This window comes from Lentilactobacillus otakiensis DSM 19908 = JCM 15040 (assembly GCF_001434145.1).
GTDB lineage: Bacteria > Bacillota > Bacilli > Lactobacillales > Lactobacillaceae > Lentilactobacillus > Lentilactobacillus otakiensis.
The window spans coordinates 126,330-144,599 of record NZ_AZED01000005.1; the positions used below are offsets into that span (position 1 = coordinate 126,330).

Below are 18,270 nucleotides of genomic sequence, written 5' to 3' on the forward strand. Positions count from 1 at the left end.
ACCGCCGAGGCTGGCTAGGTTAGGGGCGGTTCTATTTTTTTGCCCGAATAAGATCCGCGATTGCGAAAATTATCCAAGCAACAGCCTTTATGCATGCAGCAATTCCGAAAAGAATCGCTGTGTGCAGTATCAAGACAAAGAACAGTCCTTTCGAAAACGGATTTGGGTTGCATTAACCAATGATTAGAAAATAAAGCCACCAGATCGCATTTGATCCGGTGGCTTCTTTTGTATTTCTATTCAAAATGTTTCAAATCAATTTCCTTAATTTTGCTCTTTCTTAAGTAATAAAGTGCGATCAGCAGAAAGACTACCCATAAACCAATCACGGGTGCGATGGAAGTGCTGCCCGACGCCAATGTCGTACTTCCTGTGACAACGAAGGTCGTGAAATCCCAGCATCCATGGAACAACATTGGGGCAATAATCGAGCCAGACCGCAAGTAGAGGGCAGCCAGAATCGCACCCAAGAAAGCTGCGTTCAAGATCTGAATCCCAGTTTCTGGAATGGACTGCGATGCGGAGTTGACCGCGTGGATACACCCAAATAACAAGCTTGTCACAATGACAGCGTACGCTATTGTTTTTCCTTTCGAAGGACCGCTGAATACTTTCAATAACTTGCCGAGAATAATGCCACGGAATAAGTATTCCTCAAAGATTCCGGCACCCAGCCCCGAAACGGTTGCCAGTACCATCGTGTGGGTAGTGTGTTTACCAAGCATGATGAACAAAATGAAGAGGACTATCACAATAATGGGCACACTGATGGGAATCAATTTGCGGAAGGATACTGTTAACCCTAATTTAACGGGCTGCTTAGTCCAAAAATAATTCAAACCGAAAAAGATAATAAATAGCAAAATCTCTTGAACGGCAATCTGTGAAATTTCTCCCATCCCGAGAGCTGTTTCACCGAAATAGATGCCGATGAGTAAAATAACGACTAATACAAATAAACTAATGACCTGCCAAAGATCACGTTTTGGTGAGTCTTCCAATCCAATCACGTCTCCCTTATAAATCTATTATAGTTGTGTCATGCTTCAATTATCCACAATCTTTCCACTCTTGGCAAATAAAATGCCGTTTTGATGACAATTATGGATAAATTGTTTGGCTGGGAATGTAAAATTTCTTGCCGCCGACATAGTACCGGATTGAAATAGTGACGCTATCATCATACTTTTTATTGGCGTCGGGATTAATCGTTGCCAGGTGCTGGTCGGTCTTGGTGACCTTCAGGCGATAACGATCGTTGCCCTTCTTGTGGACGTGGATCATTGGCAGTCCGCTGACTTTGGTTTTGGTGTAAAAGTAAGAAGAATTGCCTTTCTTGATGAATTTCTGGACCTTGGCGTAGGAATGGGGCTGGGGCATCTTGCTGACCCAGTAGTCGTAGCCGGTAAAGTATTCGAGGTAACCATTGTCAGTTACCCGAAAACAGTTTTCAATTTTATACTGCTGTTTTAGCGGGAACGACTTGTTACCTTGCCAGACTAACCCACCGATTCTTCCGGTAAATGTGTCTTTGTGGTAACTTTGATATTTGGGTGCACTCACTTTTTTAAAATAACTTTTTTTGGCCCAGATGTATTTGGTCGTCGTGACGCCGTGCTTTGACTGAATGATTCCTTTGCGTAGTGGCCAGCTTAAATTATTCATGTCAATTGTGACATAGGGCTTGCCTGTCTTAACACCCTTACCTAGGCTGCCAGATTGGAAAATGGTGCCCTTGGGGATGGTAATCTTAAGATCCTTGAAGTAACTGTTGGTGGTGTGAATGGTTTGGCGAGTCTCCAAATATTGATCATTTGAAAGCTTGGACAAGTATTGGCTGCTGGCATTCGCAGTTGTTGCGAAACCAATCAGGAATAAGAAGGTCATTCCTGAAAATATCATGGTTTTGATTATTTTATTTGAAATCATCAGAATTCCTCCTTATTTGAACGTTGTGACGCTGTTATTTTCATACCAGATTTCTTTGCCAACTTTGAAAATCCAGTTGGTCAAGATTTTCTTAACGTTGTTGTCATTTGGAACGACGGTGATCGTACCATGATCATAATTAAAAATCGTCAACTGATAATGATGCGCTTTTTTGACAAAAGGCAAGCCACTGAATTTCGATTTAACAGTCAGAATCGTCTTTCCACTGGCGGTTGGGTGACTGGCACTCAGCACTTTGATACTGTGGGTCGGCTTGGCCGAAACCTTGTAGACAAATGGCGATTTAGCAAAATATTCCAAATAGCCGTTGCTGGTGATCCTCAACCGCGTGCTGGTTGCGCTGGCGTAGTCAACTGGTAGACGATCGCCTTTCCAGAGATTGCCGTTCTCGGTTTTGACCTTGTTCAGCGTTTTCTTGCCGTCGGATTGAGCTGCAAAGTAACTTAAATAAACCGGCTTGTGGACCTGCTTGAAATTGTATCCTTTAGCGCGGATCCAACGGGTGTAGATGCCCGGGTTCTTCTTGCCGAGCAATGGTTTACGGATGTTGTAACTCAATCGTTCCACGTTCAGATCGACGTACTTGTTGCCCTTGGCGTGCTTGATCCCGGCAACTTGAACCGTGGTGCCTTTGGGAATGGTGAGCTTAACCTGCTTTTTACTGTTATATGTAGTGATGGTGCGTTGCGTTTTTAGAAAGCTGTTCTTAATGACAGTGGCGTGCGCTGGTTGGGCAGTGATGATGGTCATACCAAACAATAGCATTGCGCCCGTTAATATCTTACCTGATCGTCGCATTTTGATTTCCCCCTTACATAAGAACATTTTAGCATTTTTCCACAATAAAAAGCCGTCAGATCCATTCCGATCCGACGGCTTCAAACGTTAAATTTAGTTATTAATTAATTTATCGATCATTCCATCAACGGCATCAACGTAACTGGCAAGCTTCTTGTCAGCAGCGTCTTGGCTCTTGTCGTCAACTTCCAGATAGAACTTCACTTTTGGTTCAGTACCTGAAGGACGGACAGCCAACCAAGTTTCATCATCCAACCAGTATTTCAAAACGTTGGATTTTGGCAAATCAATCGGTGTTTGCTTGCCATCCTTATCAGTCAGTTCTGAAGATTGATAATCGGCGTGGCTCAAAACCTTGTGGCCATTGAATTCGGTCAGTGGGTTGTCGCGCAACTCTGACATGATGTGGGCCATTTTGTCTTTACCGTCGAGGCCATCAAATTCTTTGGCGATGGTCTTTTCAGCATAGTAACCGTACTTCTGGAACATTTCTTGGACACCGTCGTACAAAGTCTTGCCCTGGCTCTTGTAATAAGCAGCAACTTCGGCAAGCAATAAGACAGTCTGAATGGCATCTTTATCACGGACAAACGGCTTGATTAGGTAACCGAAACTCTCTTCGAAACCAAACAGGAAAGTGTGATCGTGTTCAGTTTCGTAGTGGTGAATTGCTTCAGCTATAAATTTGAATCCAGTCAACACGTTATTGGTGGCGACACCGTACGAGGCAGCAATCTTTGGTGCCAAGTCAGTGGAAACGATCGATTTGACAATGGTCCCGTCAGCAGGCAAGTCTCCAGCTTTCTTCTTGGCTGCTAAAATGTAGTTCAAAAGGACACTGGCAATTTGGTTACCGCTTAACAATGTATAACTGCCATCGGGTTGACGAACCGCACAGCCCAGTCGGTCGGCGTCAGGATCTGAAGCGATCAAGACATCGGCAGAAACTTTCTTACCGAGTTCGCGGGCCAAGTCAAAGGCTTGCGGGAACTCTGGATTTGGAAATGGTGTGGTTGGAAATTCTGGGTCGGCAATGGTTTGCTCCGGCACAACGACGTAGTTCTTGAAACCAGCTGCTTCAAGGGCGCGGCGAGCGATGACTTTACCGGTACCGTGAAGTGGTGAGTAGACGAATTTCATGTTGGCACCGACGTTTTTGATCAAATCATGATCAATGTTGACGGTCTGAACTTTGGCAAGGTAGGCTTGATCGACTGCTTCGCCAATCAGGTTCATTGTTTTGGCTTCACGCAATTCTTGCTCAGGGGTAACTTTAATGGCAAACAGGTCACTGCTCTTACGGATATATGATGTAATTAGGTCTGATTCCTTTGGTGGCATTTGACCGCCGTCCTGACCATAAATCTTGAAGCCGTTGTACTGCTTTGGATTATGGCTGGCAGTGATCATGATACCGGCGTAGGTGTTCAAATGGCGAACAGCGAACGACAATTCAGGTGTCGGGCGGATGTCATCGAAGACAAAGGTGGGAATATTGTGATAGCCCAAAACCTTGGCAGATTCATGTGCAAATTCCTTTGAGTGGTAACGGGAATCAAAGCTGATTGCGACACCGCGTTTGCGAGTGGCTTCATCCAAAGTATCCATGAATGAAGCAAGGCCTTCAGCAGCTTGACGCACGGTGTAAATGTTCATCCGGTTAGTTCCGGCACCCAGTACACCACGCATTCCAGCAGTTCCAAATGAAAGAACTGTGCCAAATGCATCTTTCTTTTGATCCGAGTCATTTTTCATTTTATTTAAATCAAGTACGAGATTTTCTGGTAAATGAGGTTGGTTGGTCCATTCTTGATATGCTTCTTCAATTTTGTCGTCCACGACATGACCCTCCTTGTATTTAAAATCATCTTAATTATAGAAATTAACAGCGCTTTCGTCAATAATTTTACTAGCTAAAAACGTTAATCTGACGGAATATCCTTGACATAACGCGGTAAAGAACATATATTTATTTTAGTAAATTAACTAAAACGATTTGATACATAATTAATGGCATTATTTAGTAAAAGGGGTGAGCTCATGGCTACAATCAAGGACATCGCGCATAAGGCGGGCGTTTCAATCACAACCGTCTCGCGGGTTTTGAATTACGACAAATCATTGTCCGTCAGTGACCTGACTCGCAAAAAGATTTTTCAGGCTGCTGAAGCACTTGATTACACGAAAAAGAAGCGGGCCAGTTCGACTCGTGACAGCATTGCGATCGTTCAGTGGTACTCAGAGCAGCAGGAACTCGACGATTTGTACTATTTGTCGATCCGAATGGGCGTTGAGAAACAGGCGGAGCGCTATCACTACAAGGTTAAACGTTACTTTGCCGGCGATCCACTCACTGGGATGGATGATGTGAAAGGAATTGTCGCAATTGGCAAGTTCAGCGATGCTCAGATTGAAGAAATGCAAGCAGTGACCGACAACGTCGTGTTTGTGGATTTTGATACTTTAGCTAAGGGTCAGGACTGTGTTGTGACTGATTTTGATAATTCCACAAAATCTGTTTTGAAATATTTCATTGATCACGGTTTGAAACGCATCGGCATGATTTCCGGTGTCGAATATAGCAATGATCACCAGTTGAAGATTACCGACCACCGATTTGATGTCTTTAAGAATTACTTGGAGAAGCGTTCACTGTATGATCCGGCAAATGTGTTCGTCGGAGATTATACTTTGCAGTCCAGCTATGATTTGGTCAACCAGGCATTGAAGAGTTCCAAGGAAAGCTTCCCCAACGCCTTATTTGTGTCTAATGATGCCATGGCAGTTGGGGCATTGAAAGCTCTGCATGAGAATGGCGTCAAGGTGCCCGACGACGTTAGTTTGGTCAGCTTCAATGACACCGCAGTAGCTAAATACGTGATTCCATCTTTGTCAGCGGTTAAAGTTAACACCGGCAAGATGGGGGAAGTTGCTGTGCGACTTTTGGAGATGGTGGATGCTAATCCGGATGGTGAGGAGCATACCCCGGAAAAGGTTGTTGTTGCCACTCGTCTAATCGAGCGTGAAAGTGTTAAAAAGTAGACTAAAAAAGATTGGCATTATGCCAATCTTTTTGATTACAATGAGATTATCCCAGCAAATAAGTAACCCCAGTCGACTCTCGGCCAATAAAGGTCGTCATTTCGGGATTCGTTGGGGCGATGGAAATCGGCACAAACGGGAATTCTTCGTTGAGCATGTTACGTAAGAACTCCGCCCGTTCTGAGGTGCCGGAGTGCAAAATACTTAATTTGACGATGCATTCGTCATGCATCAATTCCATCTGCGACTTCCAGAAATTGTTCAACGATTCATCCTTGGATCCGTGGGCAATCAAAGTGAAATCATTTTGCTTGAAACCGATCATGTAGGCGGTATTGGCGTGTTTGCCAAGGAACCCGCGAAGCTTACCGATGATTCGATTATTGACAATTTGTTGGTTGTTACGGACTGAGAAGAAGATGCGCGTGTTATTGCGAATCTTAGTTAACTGTTGGAGAATGTCAGCGATTGACTTTCCGGCTGTTACCATTTTGGCAGCCTCCAGGACTTGATAGGCCAAGCCCGCCGCGGTGACCTGACTGTTGACAACGGTCACTTCACTGGAAGATTTGCTGGCAGCAGTTTTGGCGTTATGATAAGTAGAAGATAGCTTGTCACTTAAGTGAATTGACAAGATTTGGCTGCCATCTTCACCCAATTGGTTATAAGTGTCGGTCAATTCCGCCACGGAAATGTCACCGATCACTGGCTTGTTGGAACACTTTTCGAACAGCTGGAGATATTTCTCGCTGCTGATCTTATTCACATAGCCAAATAATTTACCATCCATGAGAATCGGTGGATTCAACACGTGGATGTCATAAGCTCGAATGTCGGCGCTTGATAGATGGGCCGCCGAATCAGTCACAATTTTAATCTTAGTCATACATTCACCCCATTACTCGAAATTTGTTTACGTTATTATTGTATAGTATAAGTTAGTATAATTGTTGTGTTTAGGCAAAGATTAGATTTTTATTCTAACTTTATTCACAAATTAGTCATGAAAGGTTGGCAACGCATGAAAGGCAAATACGAAGTGAACCAATATATCGGCGTTCCGCTCGAAACAGACGACTCCGGTCATTACCAAATCAAGTTGGACGAGTCCGGTGATTTTAAATTACATAGTTGGCGCACCGGCAAACACACCAAGGGCAAGTTCAAGAAGGTTGGCCAAATCTTCATTACCGAAAATAATCTGATGGTTGGAATCGTGAAGGCAATTCCGGTTGCATTTAAAGATCGGCATCAATATACACCCTTGCAACGGTTTACCAGCGAATATGTCTCTGATGAGGTGCTGAAGGCTGGACAACAAAAGTTAATTAATTAAGAAACTTTGTTGTAGGCTAATTGTGATAGATTTCAAATTCTAGGAGGATCATTCCATGTCTAAAATCACCTTAATTCTAAGAAACATTTTGATAATGGCATCTATCACCATAATTGGATTCACGGTGGCCCCGAGAATGGCTAAAGCCTATAGCAATCTCGGAGATAACATCAATATCGATTATGTCAAACTCAAACGGCCAATGTTTACTGGCTATTATACAAAAATTAACGGGCACAAGGGCCATCGGATTATAACGCCCAAAGGAACCATCATGCAGGTGCTGAGTTATTCTGATAACACAGTTGGATTGAGTTATGGTCTGATTAGCTATCAAAAACAACAACACATTTATAAGCCAACTCATCCTGCAGATTATAATACCCCGCATTACAATACCAAGTATTTCACACCATATAAGCTCAAATTACCGGTCAGAAACCTACCATTACAGAGTGGGAGAGAATACACCAACTCGAAGACAGACAATTACAAACCAATTTTTTACATTACGATGGATGGATATTTGCAGTATTATTCTCATGCCCGCTTAAAGCATTATGATGTTAAAAATATTTTTGAATCGAAATCTAGTGCTCAGTATGAAAATCCGCTCTGGCGAATAAAGCCGACGGCCAACATAAAAGTTAATCATTATAAGATAATTGGGAAAACTTCCTATGTGTATTATAAGAGGTCTATCAAAGGTCTTAAGGAGACGAAAGTTTCAGCGAAATATTATCGTTTGGCTATCAAAAGAGGAACTAACAAATCTCAAACGTGGCGTAGTGGGGATGAAGCGTTCACTGTCTGGTGGACAACCTACAGTGTTGGAAATCATCCGTTCTATTTCATTCGTGAGATGGAAGCCGATAACTAAACGCTGCTTTCATTTATTTAACTTGGAGATACAAGTATACAGATTGCTCTAGACGAAGGCTTGCCCACTTTTGATTTGTAAACATTATTAAAATAAGTTTATGAGGAGGTCGATCATTTTGCCTCCCTTTTTGCACGAAAAAAATGACCTCCAAGCCATAAGCTCGAAGATCATTTGAACGCCTAGCACGAAACTAGTGCGGGTATTTTATTAGGCCACCAACGAATTACTTTTTCAATAATTCTTCAGCTTTGCTCTTGAGATCGTCAGTTGACATGTTCATGTAAGGTTCTACATCCTTTTCGGTCTTGAGAGTATCGTGGTCGTTCTTTTCCATGTAGTAGTCCCAAATAGCATCACGGACTGGTAATTTATCATCGCTCCAGTCAAATGCTTCAGACATCTTCTTGTTCAATAATGGAGATTCTGCACCTGGTTCTTCTGCCATAAGATATTACCTCCTTCTATTTGATCTAATTTCATTATAGTTCTTTTTTGGAAAACGGTTAAATATTTGTTTGATTTATTTGTGGGATTACTTTGCCGGGGCGATTTTCATGATCCAGTTAACCTGTGGATCCGGGGTATTGAGGCGTTCGATATCTTGGCCGATGTCCTTATTACGATCAATAATTTTACCAGAAATTGGCGATTTTAAAGTTTCCACGGATTTGTCACCTTCGATATCCAGCAGGTCATCATCGGCCTCAATCGTACTGAGTTGGTTGGGAAAATCAGCAAAGGTAATTTTGCCCATTAAATCATAGACGGATTTGTCGATACCTAACAGGTAGTTACCATCGCTGTCTTTCGCGTACCAAATGCCGTCCTTAACCTGAACATCGGTGTAAGCCGGCTGCTTTTTACCGGTGAAGAAATTGATGATTTTCTGCCATAAAGAAATTTTTGCCATAACGACATCTCCTCGATATTATTTACTTCAATTATACCGTATAATTGAAGATGTACTAGAATTTCAACAAGGGGGGGATGTCAGATGTATTTAATCGATATTTCCAGGAATGGCAAACCCAGTTATGATGCACGGGTGAACCAATCGTTGGATAATTATTTTGTCAATGATTTGAAGCTGCCGGGACACGGATTTATGTTCTATATCAATCAACCGTCCGTGATCATTGGCAGGAATCAAAACGTGTGGGCAGAGGTCGATGTTGACTATCTGCACGAACACAATATTGAACTAGTGCGCCGAACATCAGGTGGTGGCGCAGTTTATCATGATATGGGTAACTTTATTTTTGAAAATATTTTAACGGATAACGCCGATGATTTCGGTGATTATGGGCATTTCGCAGAACCAGTTTTGAAAGCGCTTCGTAAATTGGACATCGATGTCAAAATGAAGGAAAATTCCAGTGACCTGATCTTGGATGGCAAGAAATGGTCAGGGATGACCATGTTCAAGAGTGGTCAAGGGTTGGCAGCCGGCGGAACGATTATGTATGATTTAAACATCGAAAACGCCAAGAAGGTGCTGACAGAGGACCAAATGGAGAAGCAAAAGGGGCTCGGCGTTCGATCAAAACGGAGTCCGATCATTAACCTGAAAGATTTTCTCCCAGACGGCATGACCATGGATGATTTTCGTGAATACTTATTGAAAGAAATCTTTGGCGTGAAGTCTCTGGATGACATCGAAACCTACCACATGACCGATCAGGACTGGGCCAACGCCGACAAGCGACTGGCTGAAACCTATGGGACTGATGAATGGAACTTTGGTCATAATCCCGGTTACTATGATTACGCCGACACGGAACTTAACGAGGGAAAACTCGGGATCAATTGGACCATTGATGATGGCAAGCTGGAACACCTCAAGTTCAATCCATTTTTCAAGGTGAGTGGCAATTTACATGAAATTGAAACTGGATTGACTGGCAAGAAGCCGAGTGGTCGGAACGTTAAGCGAGCGGTTAAAAAAGCTGGCATTGAAAATATTGATGACGATGAGTTGATCGATTTCTTGGTGACTCGTTTTAATGAAAGTGAATAGCATGATAAGTTAGCTGAGCATCAACAGAAAAATGAGGGAAACACGGATAAAATTATAAAATAAGTTTTTAAATTTTAAAGGCAGTCTGACGTTGATCTGGCTGCCTTTTTGTGACGCGGCAATGTCATTTTCTCACATCGATTTCACAAAAATCATTGACATATTCTAATCTATCCACCATAATACGAATTATCAATTTGAAAGAAGTTTTCTACAAGCTTCCCTAAAAGAAAATCCATTCGGCGGCTGAGAGATGGTAGCGAAATTGTAGATTGTGACTTTCATGCTTTACCCATAAATCGGTGAGCGTCAGTTAGCCGGTTTCGGACTTGTCCGTTAAAGCAAGCAACGAGTGGATACGAAAAGTGTCTATGAAGGTGGTACCGCGGCCAATTGTCGTCCTTTTGTCTTAGTGACAAAAGGGCGATTTTTTTGTACAGCGGGTTGCTTTAGTGGGATTGATATTATTGGTGATTACATATTTTTAATACAGAGAGGAAGTTTCATTTATGAAATATACAGTATTAGGTGCAGGCGCAATGGGTTTGAGATATGGTGTTCTTTTGCAGGAAGCTGGCTTTGACGTGGACTTTGTCGATACTTGGGAACCTCAAGTTGAAACGGTTCGCCAACAGGGCGGCGTTTACGTATCACGGGATGGCCAAAACAAGCATCTCGTGCCGGTCAACGTCTATTATCCAGAAGAATATAAGGGCGATCCAGACGTTTTAATCGTCTTTACTAAGCAGTATCAACTGGCTGATTTCTTGAAGCGTTGTGCGCGGTTCTTTAACGATAAACAATACGTGGTAACTTGTATGAACGGAATGGGCCATGTGGAAAAGCTGAATGAATACTTCCCTAAGGAACGCTTACTTGGTGGGACGGCACTGATTGGAACTGTTTTAAATAAAGCTGGGGATGTTGACTTCATCGGTCCTAAGGGTGCCGGTTCAATGAACATTGCCAATGAAACTGAAAAGCCTGACGAAATGACCCATAAGATTGTCGACGAGTTCCAGCAAGCGGGTCTCAATCCAAACTTAACCACGAACTTCCTAGGCACTTTGATGGCCAAAGTTATCTTTAACTCAGTCATCAATACTCTTTGTACAATGTTTAAGATCCGGATGGGTGAGTACATTCAATCACCAGTTGCCCAGAAACTTGGTGTGCAATTAATTGATGAAGCATTTGATGTGTGCGAACGAGCAGGGATTACATTACTAAATACCCGCCAAGAAGAATGGGAAACCGTTAAGTATGTCAGCACAGTTTCCAACCCACTTCATTTCCCATCAATGTACCAAGATATCTCTAAGAACCGCCAAACAGAAGTTGATTACATCAATGGCTACATCTACGATCTCGGTTTGAAGTATCATTATGAAGCCAAGACTCATGACTTCTTGAGAAACTTGGTTCATCTGGCTGAATTTGCCGGGACCTTTGATGTTGATAGTTACATGCAGTCAGTTCTTGAACGAGATAAGAAAGCTGCTGTTAAGACGCCTGAGGAACATGTGGCGCAAGCATAGTTCATATAATATAGAAAGAACGGCACTGAAATATCGTCTGATGGGATGATGTTTCGGTGCCGTTTTTATGGATTTAAAGTAGAAAATAGATATATTTTGAAAAATAATTTTAGCCATACTTTCGTATATATCAAATTGGAAAGGTGATGAATTTGAAAAAGTGAAAATAATTGCGAATGTACGACAAACGGCGTACAATTATGCCGAGGTGAAACAAATGGCTAGAATAGAAGCACGAATAGACTCAGAAATCAAAGACAAAGCGAGAATAGTGCTGGCAAATCATGGATTAACAATTTCTGATTTTATCAGAATGACCTTGACAACGATTGCAAATGAAGGGTTACCAAAATATTATTACTTGCCGAACAAGGAACTACTGGATTCTTTGCAGGAGGTTGTAGATGATATCTCTGGTAAGAAAAAGTTACCTGAAGCCCACAGCTCGGTGGAATTGGAACACATGTTGAACGAGAATGATGATGAAACGGAGAATAACTCCCCCAATGACAAGAACAATTAAGTTTACACATCATTTTCGCAAACAATATCGTAAAAAGTTTAAAGATCCCAAATGGAATAATGTCTTTTTTGGTAAGCTCCCAACCGAAATAGATGATCTTAATCGGGCCCCTATACGATTTATCGAAGATTGTCTAATTAACGACGATCCAATCCCAAAATATTTTTATCCACATTTATTGAATGGTGTCTCAGATATTAAACAGCAAATTAAACGACAACTCAGCGATTCATCAGTTACTGTAGTCGTTGTTGAACTTCATTTTGATGGGCACAACGGCGATCATCTGTTGGTTTATGTGTCGACCACAGAGACCGTGTTCTTGGTGAATATTGGCACCCATAGTGAATTGTTTGGCTGATGAATCGAAAGAAAGCCCGACCATGTTTTCGCTCATGGTAGGGCTTTTTAATTTACCGTTAAATTTTTGGCTAACATTAATGAAACTCATCGCAGAAGAGTTCATAATGTAAAGTATCTGTTTGCCTAATTATTATTCAACTTATGCTTGTATTTTAAATTTACTAGCAGTAATATAGTTCGGTACCTAATTAAGCGCAAACCAAACTTTAAAACGTACCTGGAAGGAGTAGCAAAATGCTGAAAATTGCCAAAAACCGGATCTCGTATATGGCAGTCCTCGGAGCCGTTCTGTTTATGTGTATTCAAGTGATCGCAAACTTAAATCTGCCCAGTCTGACTTCCGACATTGTTAACAACGGGGTTGCCAAGGGAGATATTGGATACATTTGGAAAGTGGGCTTTGAGATGGCCGGTTTTTCGTTGATTAGTATCCTAGCGGCAATCTGCAACGTATTTTTAGCCGCTCGAACTTCACAAAAGTTGGGGCAAAATTTACGAAGCGATGTTTACCGCAAAGTCATTAATTTTTCCAAGGATGAATATGACCAAATTGAGACATCATCATTGATAACCCGGACAACTAATGATGTTGTTCAGATTCAAAACGTGGCGATTATTATGTTGCGGATGATGTTGATGGCACCAATCATGCTGATTGGTGCCAGCTTCCTGGCCTACACCAAGGACCATCAGTTAACGATGATCTTCCTGGTTGTTCTGCCGGTCATGATCGTTTTCATTGGCCTTTTGCTGTACTTCTCGGTCCCTTTGTTTAGAGCAATGCAGACTAAAACTGATAAAATCAACCGGATTTTCCGTGAAGGATTGACTGGTGTCCGGGTTATCCGAGCATTCCGTCAAGATAAATTTGAACAAGACCGCTTTGAGGACGCTAATCGAGATTACACTGATAACGCCATCAAAGTGAACACCATTGTGGCGTTGGCCTTCCCCGTCATGACGCTGGTTATGAGTGGAACCAACGTTGCCATCGTCTGGTTTGGCGCCAAATTAATTGGTGCCCAATCGATGCAAGTTGGTAACCTGATTGCGTTCATGAGTTATGCCATGCAAATTCTGATGAGTTTTATGATGCTGTCAATGGTGTTCGTGTTTATTCCCCGGGCCCAAGCATCAGCCAAACGAATCCAGACAGTATTGGCATTGCAGTCAACGATGAAGGAGTCTTCACAACCAGTCGTTGTTGACCCAGATACTAAGCAGCATGATCTGAAGTTTGACCACGTTGAATACCGCTATCGTCAGGCGGAAATGCCTGCCTTGAGTGATATTGACTTTGAAGCCCACAGCGGCCAAACGGTTGCGATCATTGGTGGAACCGGTTCAGGGAAGACGACTTTAGTCAGTCTGATTCCTCGGTTCTACGATGTTGATAAAGGTGAAATTGAGTTGGATGGTCATAACATCAATGATTATTCAATGAAGAATCTGCGTGATCAAGTGTCCTTTGTGCCCCAGAAGGCAACGCTATTCACCGGAACCATTCGCGACAATATGAAATACGGGAACCCTAATGCGACTGACAATCAGATTTGGCATGCATTAGACATTGCCCGTGCCAAGGACTTCGTTGAAGAAGATCCAGCTGGCCTTGACTTGCAGGTTGAGCAGGGTGGGGATAACTTCTCAGGTGGTCAAAAGCAACGTTTGGCGATTGCCCGAGCATTAGTTAAGAAATCTGCTGTCTATGTCTTTGATGACTCGTTTTCTGCGTTGGATTTCAAGACCGATGCCGATTTGCGGGCAGCTTTACGTGCCGATGAACATATTCAACAAAGCATTACCGTCATCGTGGCGCAACGAATTGCCACGGTTGCGGATGCCGATCTGATTTTAGTATTGGATAACGGTAAATTAGTCGGTAAGGGAACTCATGATGAGCTTCGCGCCACTAACAAGATTTACCAAGAAATTATTCATTCACAACTGAGAGAGGAGGACCAGAAATAATGGCTGATAAAGATAATGCACCTCAACCAGCTCAGCAGAATCATGGTGGACGCGGCGGCTTTCAAGGCGTCGTCGAAAAACCTCATCATTTCTGGAGGACGACTAAACGGTTATTGGATTACATGCAAGACCGGATGGTTGGCCTAATCCTAGTATTCGCTTTTGCGATCATCAGTGTGATTTTTCAGATTCGAACCCCAAAGATTTTGGGGGAGGCAACCACTGAAATCTTTAAAGGCTTGATGAAGGGAAATGCCCAGCAAAAAGCAGGCTTTAGTGTGGCCTCTCTCCCAATCAATTATCAAAAGATTGTTGAAATTATTATGATCGTTATCGTGATGTACTTAGCTTCAGCGGTCTTCAGCTTCTTGCAGCAGTACATTATGACCCGGATTTCTCAGAATACTGTGTACAAATTGCGGCGACAAATGAAGGGCAAGATGCGGCTGGTTCCAATCAAGTACTATGATACCCACAGCAATGGGGATATCATGAGCCGGGCCGTCAACGATATGGACAACATTGCCAGCACTCTCCAACAAAGTTTGACCCAGGCCGTAACCAGTTTTGTGACCTTCATTGGAACTTTGTGGCTGATGTTTACGATCAGTTGGAAATTAACAATTATTGCCTTAATTACGATTCCACTCAGTTTGATTATCGTGGGGATTGTTGCCCCTCGATCACAGAAATATTTTGCTGCCCAACAGAAGAGCTTGGGCTTGTTAAATAACCAAGTTGAAGAGAATTATGCCGGTCAGATTGTCCTGAAGAGTTTTAACAGGGAAAAAGACACGATCGATCAGTTTGAAGTTCAAAATAAATTGTATTACCAAGCTGCCTGGAAAGCGCAGTTTATTTCCGGAATTATCATGCCTTTAATGATCTTCTTGAACAACATTGGCTATGTCTTCGTTGCCGTAGTGGGTGGTATTCAGGTTGCCAACGGTACTGTTACGCTTGGTAACGTTCAGGCGTTCCTGCAATATACCAACCAGTTCTCACAACCAATTTCCCAATTGGCCAACCTGATGAACACGATTCAGTCGACCATTGCGTCAGCTGAACGGGTTTTCGAAGTGATTGACGAAGAAGAAATGAAGAATACCAAAGCCAATCGGCCAGTCGAAAAAGGTTCTGATAACCTGGTTGAACTGGAACATGTTCAGTTTGGCTACAATGACGATGAACTACTGATGAAGGATTATAACCTTGCCGTTAAACGCGGTCAGCAGGTCGCTATCGTCGGGCCAACCGGTGCTGGTAAGACGACCATCATTAACTTGTTGGAGCGCTTCTACGACGTCAAGGGCGGTAGTATTCGCCTCAAAGGTGTCGACACTCGTGATTTGGACCGTGAGGATTTACGTTCACACTTTGCGATGGTACTTCAAGACACTTGGCTGTTCACCGGTTCAATCTATGACAATATCAAATACGGCCGTGAAGATGCCACAAAAGACGAAATCATCGATGCCGCTAAAGCAGCCCATGTGGATGAATTTGTCCGCAAACTGCCAAAGGGTTACGATACCATTTTGAATGAGTCAGCTTCCAACATTTCCCAAGGTCAACGTCAATTAATTACGATTGCCCGTGCGTTTGTGGCTGATCCTGAAATTTTGATTTTGGATGAAGCTACCAGTTCTGTTGATACCCGGACCGAAGTTCAAATTCAACATGCGATGAGTCAGTTGTTGGAAAATCGGACCAGCTTTGTGGTTGCCCACAGACTATCAACGATTCAAAACGCAGATAATATTATCGTGATGAATCACGGTACCGTGGTTGAAACTGGGACTCATAACGAGTTGTTGGCTAAGAATGGTTTCTATGCCGATCTCTACAACAGTCAATTCTCAGATGATGTGTCATTTGATTAAGAGTGTGACGAGCAATGGGTGACGCGGTGTGTAAGTCCAGAATGATTAAAATCCTAGTTTTGGATTTAAAGCATTTTGGGCTTACACGTTAGCGTCAATTGCGTCGGAACACGTTTCCACTAAATAACAGTGAACCGCTCACAAAAAAGTTTATAAGGAGCGTAAGATGAAAAAAATCATAATGTTATTATGTACCGCGGCTTCTCTGATGCTGATTCTGAGTGGCTGTGGCAAACCGACATTGACGGTATCCGATCATCATTTGAGCGCCAATGCCTTGGCGGTAACCCTAAAAGGTAAAAGCAATCAAAAACAGGTGGATTACACCGTGAACGGCGGTGCTAAAAAGACCGTTAAGACCAATAGTGGGGCGTTTGTCATTAGCGTCCCCACCAAAGATTATCAACAAACAGTCAAGCTGAAGGCAGACGGTAAGCGCCAAACCGTTTCCGTTGCCAAAGCCGATGTTGTTGGCAGCTATCAAAAGATGCGGACAAGTTATAATCAAGCACTGACAGGTGCGGCGCTTCCCAAAAAGGACCAAGAATTGGCTCAGGGAATGGCCAAACAGGCTGCTCAGTTGAAGAAGCAAGCTGCTGAGTTAAAATCCAGCAAAGCTACCGACATGGCAGCAATGCAGGAAAAGGCACAAAAAGCAGCTGCTCTGCAAAAGCAGGCGGCTAAGTTGAAACAGACTCAAGCGCAGCTCGCTCCAGCGATGAAGAAGGCACAAGCCAGTGTGAAGGATCAGTTGTTGCCAGCTAATCCAAAGAGTGGTATTCATAATCTGATTTCTACTGATAAGATGACCTTAAGGGCCAATTTAGCAGGTGACAAAGTTTTGGGGATGGCGATGATGGTGCCAGTGTCCAGCTTGAAGCATAAGAAGGATCTTAAGCCATTTATCATGTCGTTCTCCATCCTGACTGATAGTGTTGGTGGTAATGCTAAACACGTTCTAAAAGAGTTCCAGAAGTCAGCGAAGGCTAAAAAGTCGACCTCAACGACTGCGCCAAAGTTCCATTCAAATGGAATTACGTTTAGTTTGGGATATTCGACTTCAACATTGTATGTATTTGTGACAAAATAGCCATCAAAAAAGGATTCCTCAATGAGGAATCCTTTTTCGTATTCTTAGTGTCCCACACCCATAAACCAGGCAATGAGATACAATATCCAAATGTGCAGTGGGTAGAAGGCGTAGAAGAAGCCCTTCATGCTGCGACCTAATTTGCCGTTATAGAAGAACATCGGCACGATGGCAAATACCATGAGCCATTGGAAATTGGTCGTAAACATGGTGCTGAAGTTGAAGCCGGTTGAAACGATTGCCATTGCAACCACCGCCAGCATCTGCCAGCTGCGTTTCTTGCGGACCAGGTACATCAGTGGTCCCAAATACAGCATAAACGAGTTTTCTGCCAGCATTGGGCTTGGCAGGAGCATGATCATCTTGGCCCAAATGGCGTTCGTACCAGCCACGGAAACAGCAGCTATGGTTAAGACACCGAAGATCAGTGGCAGAATGATTGCCAGAATTCCACCCCAGATTTTGCCTTGTTGATGGTGTTTGCGACCCTCAGAAATCTGCTGGATCCCATACATGGTCAAGACGCCAACAAACAAATCACCGAAAATATTGTTGATAAGGGCGAAACTATCCATGGGGTAGAAGTGCTGGATAACCATATTACCAATTTGCATCACCCAAAAGCCAATTAATAAGCGAGTTAGATAGCGTTTCTGATTGTGGGTGTGCGTGAAGCCTTCCACACTCAAAAAGAAGAAGATGGTGGCAACGGGGCGCCCAAACCAGTCGACCCAGTTAGGAACGCCAACGGTATTGAACATTTCATGAATGTGGTCGAGTAACATTAACGTAATTCCGATCACTTTGATATCGAAATTACTGATGCCCCAGCCACGCTTTGCAGTTGCTTGGATAAGATCACTCCTCAAGTTTTGT

Annotated in this window: 18 protein-coding genes; 10 read left to right on the plus strand and 8 right to left on the minus strand. The window is 43.0% G+C overall.

The genetic code is table 11. From position 1 onward, the window contains the following. Window positions 1–236: 236 nt before the first annotated feature. From FD05_RS02205 to FD05_RS02220, 4 genes are all read right to left on the minus strand, one after another. On the minus strand, window positions 237–1,010 hold the full coding sequence (locus FD05_RS02205; protein WP_020281320.1) for a CPBP family intramembrane glutamic endopeptidase: 774 nt from the start codon (window positions 1,008–1,010) through the stop codon (window positions 237–239). 91 nt (window positions 1,011–1,101) lie between these two features. Further along, window positions 1,102–1,929, minus strand: a complete 828-nt coding sequence (locus tag FD05_RS02210) for a hypothetical protein (RefSeq protein ID WP_020281319.1) — start codon at window positions 1,927–1,929, stop codon at window positions 1,102–1,104. 12 nt (window positions 1,930–1,941) lie between these two features. Then, on the minus strand, window positions 1,942–2,748 hold the full coding sequence (locus FD05_RS02215; protein WP_039932935.1) for a hypothetical protein: 807 nt from the start codon (window positions 2,746–2,748) through the stop codon (window positions 1,942–1,944). Between the two features lie 93 nt (window positions 2,749–2,841). Continuing rightward, a complete protein-coding gene (locus FD05_RS02220) occupies window positions 2,842–4,587 on the minus strand; it encodes a phospho-sugar mutase (protein WP_020281317.1) in 1,746 nt (581 codons plus the stop codon). Between the two features lie 201 nt (window positions 4,588–4,788). On the opposite strand from FD05_RS02220, the gene FD05_RS02225 reads away from it, so the two are divergent. Continuing rightward, window positions 4,789–5,790, plus strand: a complete 1,002-nt coding sequence (locus FD05_RS02225; protein WP_020281316.1) for a LacI family DNA-binding transcriptional regulator — start codon at window positions 4,789–4,791, stop codon at window positions 5,788–5,790. Window positions 5,791–5,836: 46 nt separating this feature from the next. Here FD05_RS02225 and FD05_RS02230 read toward each other — a convergent pair whose 3' ends face one another. Beyond that, the gene (locus FD05_RS02230) at window positions 5,837–6,676 is read right to left on the minus strand and encodes a DegV family protein (RefSeq protein ID WP_020281315.1); all 840 of its coding nucleotides are present in this window, start codon (window positions 6,674–6,676) and stop codon (window positions 5,837–5,839) included. Window positions 6,677–6,811: 135 nt separating this feature from the next. On the opposite strand from FD05_RS02230, the gene FD05_RS02235 reads away from it, so the two are divergent. Together FD05_RS02235 and FD05_RS02240 are read left to right on the plus strand one after the other, a co-directional pair. Next, window positions 6,812–7,126: a DUF7671 family protein gene (locus tag FD05_RS02235; protein ID WP_039932931.1), complete on the plus strand. Its 315-nt coding sequence runs from the start codon at window positions 6,812–6,814 to the stop codon at window positions 7,124–7,126. A 136-nt stretch (window positions 7,127–7,262) separates the two neighbouring features. Beyond that, window positions 7,263–8,006, plus strand: coding sequence for a hypothetical protein (locus FD05_RS02240; RefSeq protein WP_152436171.1), 744 nt, complete (start codon window positions 7,263–7,265; stop codon window positions 8,004–8,006). A gap of 226 nt (window positions 8,007–8,232) precedes the next feature. Here the strand turns inward: FD05_RS02240 and FD05_RS02245 are convergent, their stop codons facing one another. Together FD05_RS02245 and FD05_RS02250 are read right to left on the minus strand one after the other, a co-directional pair. After that, on the minus strand, window positions 8,233–8,454 hold the full coding sequence (locus tag FD05_RS02245) for a P8 family protein (protein WP_020281312.1): 222 nt from the start codon (window positions 8,452–8,454) through the stop codon (window positions 8,233–8,235). An 87-nt stretch (window positions 8,455–8,541) separates the two neighbouring features. Next, window positions 8,542–8,919, minus strand: a complete 378-nt coding sequence (locus FD05_RS02250; protein ID WP_020281311.1) for a glycine cleavage system H family protein — start codon at window positions 8,917–8,919, stop codon at window positions 8,542–8,544. A gap of 84 nt (window positions 8,920–9,003) precedes the next feature. Here FD05_RS02250 and FD05_RS02255 point away from each other — a divergent pair, with 84 nt between their 5' ends. From FD05_RS02255 to FD05_RS02285, 7 genes are all read left to right on the plus strand, one after another. Further along, the gene (locus FD05_RS02255) at window positions 9,004–10,026 is read left to right on the plus strand and encodes a lipoate--protein ligase (protein WP_020281310.1); all 1,023 of its coding nucleotides are present in this window, start codon (window positions 9,004–9,006) and stop codon (window positions 10,024–10,026) included. A 509-nt stretch (window positions 10,027–10,535) separates the two neighbouring features. Further along, complete coding sequence (locus FD05_RS02260) at window positions 10,536–11,564, plus strand: ketopantoate reductase family protein (RefSeq protein WP_020281309.1); 1,029 nt, start codon at window positions 10,536–10,538, stop codon at window positions 11,562–11,564. Between the two features lie 217 nt (window positions 11,565–11,781). Beyond that, window positions 11,782–12,087, plus strand: coding sequence for a type II toxin-antitoxin system RelB/DinJ family antitoxin (locus FD05_RS02265; RefSeq protein WP_039932999.1), 306 nt, complete (start codon window positions 11,782–11,784; stop codon window positions 12,085–12,087). Then, entirely contained in the window at window positions 12,071–12,448 is a 378-nt protein-coding gene (locus FD05_RS02270) for a type II toxin-antitoxin system YafQ family toxin (RefSeq protein ID WP_039932930.1), read from the plus strand. The genes FD05_RS02265 and FD05_RS02270 overlap by 17 nt, the downstream gene beginning before the upstream one ends. A 236-nt stretch (window positions 12,449–12,684) precedes the next feature. After that, entirely contained in the window at window positions 12,685–14,421 is a 1,737-nt protein-coding gene (locus FD05_RS02275; protein WP_020281306.1) for an ABC transporter ATP-binding protein, read from the plus strand. Beyond that, on the plus strand, window positions 14,421–16,304 hold the full coding sequence (locus FD05_RS02280; RefSeq protein ID WP_020281305.1) for an ABC transporter ATP-binding protein: 1,884 nt from the start codon (window positions 14,421–14,423) through the stop codon (window positions 16,302–16,304). Before FD05_RS02275 ends, FD05_RS02280 begins: the two co-directional genes overlap by 1 nt. Before the next feature lie 166 nt (window positions 16,305–16,470). Further along, window positions 16,471–17,394 (plus strand): hypothetical protein, encoded by a 924-nt coding sequence (locus tag FD05_RS02285; RefSeq protein WP_039932928.1) that lies wholly within the window; start codon window positions 16,471–16,473, stop codon window positions 17,392–17,394. A gap of 44 nt (window positions 17,395–17,438) precedes the next feature. On the opposite strand, the gene FD05_RS02290 is transcribed toward FD05_RS02285, so the two are convergent. Next, window positions 17,439–18,263, minus strand: coding sequence for a TraX family protein (locus FD05_RS02290; protein WP_051990615.1), 825 nt, complete (start codon window positions 18,261–18,263; stop codon window positions 17,439–17,441). Window positions 18,264–18,270: the final 7 nt, after the last annotated feature.

Excerpts from the sequence above, each read along its gene's own strand:
- FD05_RS02210 (WP_020281319.1), bottom strand. The coding sequence starts at position 1,929 with ATGATTTCAAATAAAATAATCAAAACCATGATATTTTCAGGAATGACC.
- FD05_RS02215 (WP_039932935.1), bottom strand. The coding sequence starts at position 2,748 with ATGCGACGATCAGGTAAGATATTAACGGGCGCAATGCTATTGTTTGGT.
- FD05_RS02225 (WP_020281316.1), top strand. The coding sequence starts at position 4,789 with ATGGCTACAATCAAGGACATCGCGCATAAGGCGGGCGTTTCAATCACA.
- FD05_RS02230 (WP_020281315.1), bottom strand. The coding sequence starts at position 6,676 with ATGACTAAGATTAAAATTGTGACTGATTCGGCGGCCCATCTATCAAGC.
- FD05_RS02235 (WP_039932931.1), top strand. The coding sequence starts at position 6,812 with ATGAAAGGCAAATACGAAGTGAACCAATATATCGGCGTTCCGCTCGAA.
- FD05_RS02240 (WP_152436171.1), top strand. The coding sequence starts at position 7,263 with ATGGCTAAAGCCTATAGCAATCTCGGAGATAACATCAATATCGATTAT.
- FD05_RS02245 (WP_020281312.1), bottom strand. The coding sequence starts at position 8,454 with ATGGCAGAAGAACCAGGTGCAGAATCTCCATTATTGAACAAGAAGATG.
- FD05_RS02250 (WP_020281311.1), bottom strand. The coding sequence starts at position 8,919 with ATGGCAAAAATTTCTTTATGGCAGAAAATCATCAATTTCTTCACCGGT.
- FD05_RS02255 (WP_020281310.1), top strand. The coding sequence starts at position 9,004 with ATGTATTTAATCGATATTTCCAGGAATGGCAAACCCAGTTATGATGCA.
- FD05_RS02260 (WP_020281309.1), top strand. The coding sequence starts at position 10,536 with ATGAAATATACAGTATTAGGTGCAGGCGCAATGGGTTTGAGATATGGT.
- FD05_RS02265 (WP_039932999.1), top strand. The coding sequence starts at position 11,782 with ATGGCTAGAATAGAAGCACGAATAGACTCAGAAATCAAAGACAAAGCG.
- FD05_RS02270 (WP_039932930.1), top strand. The coding sequence starts at position 12,071 with ATGACAAGAACAATTAAGTTTACACATCATTTTCGCAAACAATATCGT.
- FD05_RS02275 (WP_020281306.1), top strand. The coding sequence starts at position 12,685 with ATGCTGAAAATTGCCAAAAACCGGATCTCGTATATGGCAGTCCTCGGA.
- FD05_RS02280 (WP_020281305.1), top strand. The coding sequence starts at position 14,421 with ATGGCTGATAAAGATAATGCACCTCAACCAGCTCAGCAGAATCATGGT.
- FD05_RS02285 (WP_039932928.1), top strand. The coding sequence starts at position 16,471 with ATGAAAAAAATCATAATGTTATTATGTACCGCGGCTTCTCTGATGCTG.